A 1,897-nucleotide genomic window follows, 5' to 3' on the forward strand; every position below is an offset into this window, starting at 1 on the left:
GAGGACGCCCAAACCTGCCTTTCTGCATTTTTGATACCTCTTGACACCATGCACGGAGTGCCCAGATTGAATCTGCCGGCCGCCGAAGGGGTCGGCAGACAGAACTATCAGTTTTGATCTTGTGTCCATGTTGCTCAAAGGAGGATATGGCTATGAGAGCCACCGTTGATTTTGCTCCCCTGTTCCGTTCGAGCGTGGGTTTTGACAGAATGCTCAACGCCCTTGATCTCGCCAGCCGGATTCCGGCGGTCGATAACTGGCCGCCTTACGATATCGTCAAGACCGGTGAGGATGATTACCGGATCGACATGGCGGTTGCCGGACTTGCCGAGGCCGACCTTACGATCACACAGGAGCGCAATACTCTTGTCGTGACAGGTCGAAAGGCGCCGGAGCCGCAAAGCGCCACCGAATATCTCCATCGGGGTATTGCGGGCAGAGAATTCGAACGCCGCTTCGATCTGGCCGAGCATATGAAAGTCACCGATGCGCACTTCGAGAACGGACTTCTGTCCATTACTCTGAAACGTGAGATACCCGAAGCGATGAAGCCGCGTCGTATCGCGATTACGTCCTCTACAGCACGTGCGGAGGAAGCCGTGCCCCAGATTGAGGCGCGGAAAGAGGCAGCCTGATGGCGTGACGAAAACTCTCCCCCGGCCATTCATCCGGCCGAGGGAGAATCTCGAAAGGTCATGAGCATGAAGAGGATGAAAATATCTCTGTCGTGCGCTGCTCTGAGCTTGTCTCTACTGAGCCAGTCGGGCGCACATGCTGGTGATGTTGTCCGGACGACTGCAACATCGTTCGATGCAAGGGCGACTGAGGGAACGTCCACAATCCCCGAAACCGGGGCTCGCACTCATTACGAAGACGGCACAGGTGATATGCTGGTCGACAGCTTGAACGCAAGCCAGTTGGATCAGAACTACAAGGGACCGGTCTACTCTCCCGGACAACCCATTCCGCCGTTCCGGCCCATCGACACAGATCATCTGGCACCGTCAGGGCCAGAGACGGCGAAGAAGACGTCCTCATCGCACGAGACATAGTGGGGATTGAGTAAAGGCGGCGTTATAGACCGCCTTTACTTCGATTCTTCAGGATGAAGACCGTTCAGGCTCACAGCGGGCCGCAGGATTATCTTCAAGATGCGCCTGTTCTCTGGCATCGCGCGCGACACGCGCATCCTGCTCGCGGACCAGCCAGTAGACGGCACCCAGCGCCAGAACAGCCGCCGAGAGAGCGAACAGTTCCATGGCAGTCACATCATGCAGATCCAGCAGGATGAATTTGCGGGCAATCGCCAGGAGGGCGATCAGGACGATGGTCCGTACCCGGATGACGTTCTCATCCTGGGCAAGAACGACCAGCAGGGAGTGTTTGAATTCAAGGGCGATGATAACAGTAAAGATCGCGCCAAAAATCGCCTGGAAGATCGTCTGGTTGATCGGATCGATTCCGACATCGACGACCAGATGCCATACCGCGCCGATCAGATGAATCGTCGCGATGGCGGTGACCAGCATGATGAGCGCAATCAGGGTCAGAATGATCGCCTGTTCAAAACGCTCGTAGAATGTCAGGCCCCTGAACAGCTTGATGARGYGGGACCAGTCCCTGCTCTGCCAGGAACGTTTCATGGAGMGGTCTTCCATAGCCGTTTTCCCATCTATKAATTGCGTTATAGTTCCCACGYCCTGGGTCTGGTTTTTCTTTTAGAGCAGTTCCACTGATCCAGAGTTAAAAGGACTGGTCGAACCGCTTGATCCCTCGGATGTGGATGCGAACTCCCCTGCGGACTGAATCAGTCTCTGGAAGGGCTCATGGCCCTTCCGGCTTACATCCGGTGCCAGCATGGCAGACAACAGGACAATATTCTGGCATGATCTCGCAC

At 55.8% G+C, this 1,897-nt stretch carries 2 protein-coding genes; one reads left to right on the plus strand and one right to left on the minus strand.

Annotated features, from left to right (window positions below; genetic code table 11):
* The first annotated feature begins 152 nt into the window (after positions 1–152).
* Positions 153–635: an Hsp20 family protein gene (locus tag KP701_RS16045; RefSeq protein WP_077804079.1), complete on the plus strand. Its 483-nt coding sequence runs from the start codon at positions 153–155 to the stop codon at positions 633–635.
* A 465-nt stretch (positions 636–1,100) separates the two neighbouring features.
* Here KP701_RS16045 and KP701_RS16050 read toward each other — a convergent pair whose 3' ends face one another.
* On the minus strand, positions 1,101–1,658 hold the full coding sequence (locus tag KP701_RS16050) for a phosphate-starvation-inducible PsiE family protein (protein ID WP_215747904.1): 558 nt from the start codon (positions 1,656–1,658) through the stop codon (positions 1,101–1,103).
* Between the last annotated feature and the right edge of the window lie 239 nt (positions 1,659–1,897).

The sequence above is a fragment of the Gluconobacter sp. P1C6_b genome, from assembly GCF_018811945.1.
In the GTDB taxonomy this organism is placed as follows: domain Bacteria; phylum Pseudomonadota; class Alphaproteobacteria; order Acetobacterales; family Acetobacteraceae; genus Gluconobacter.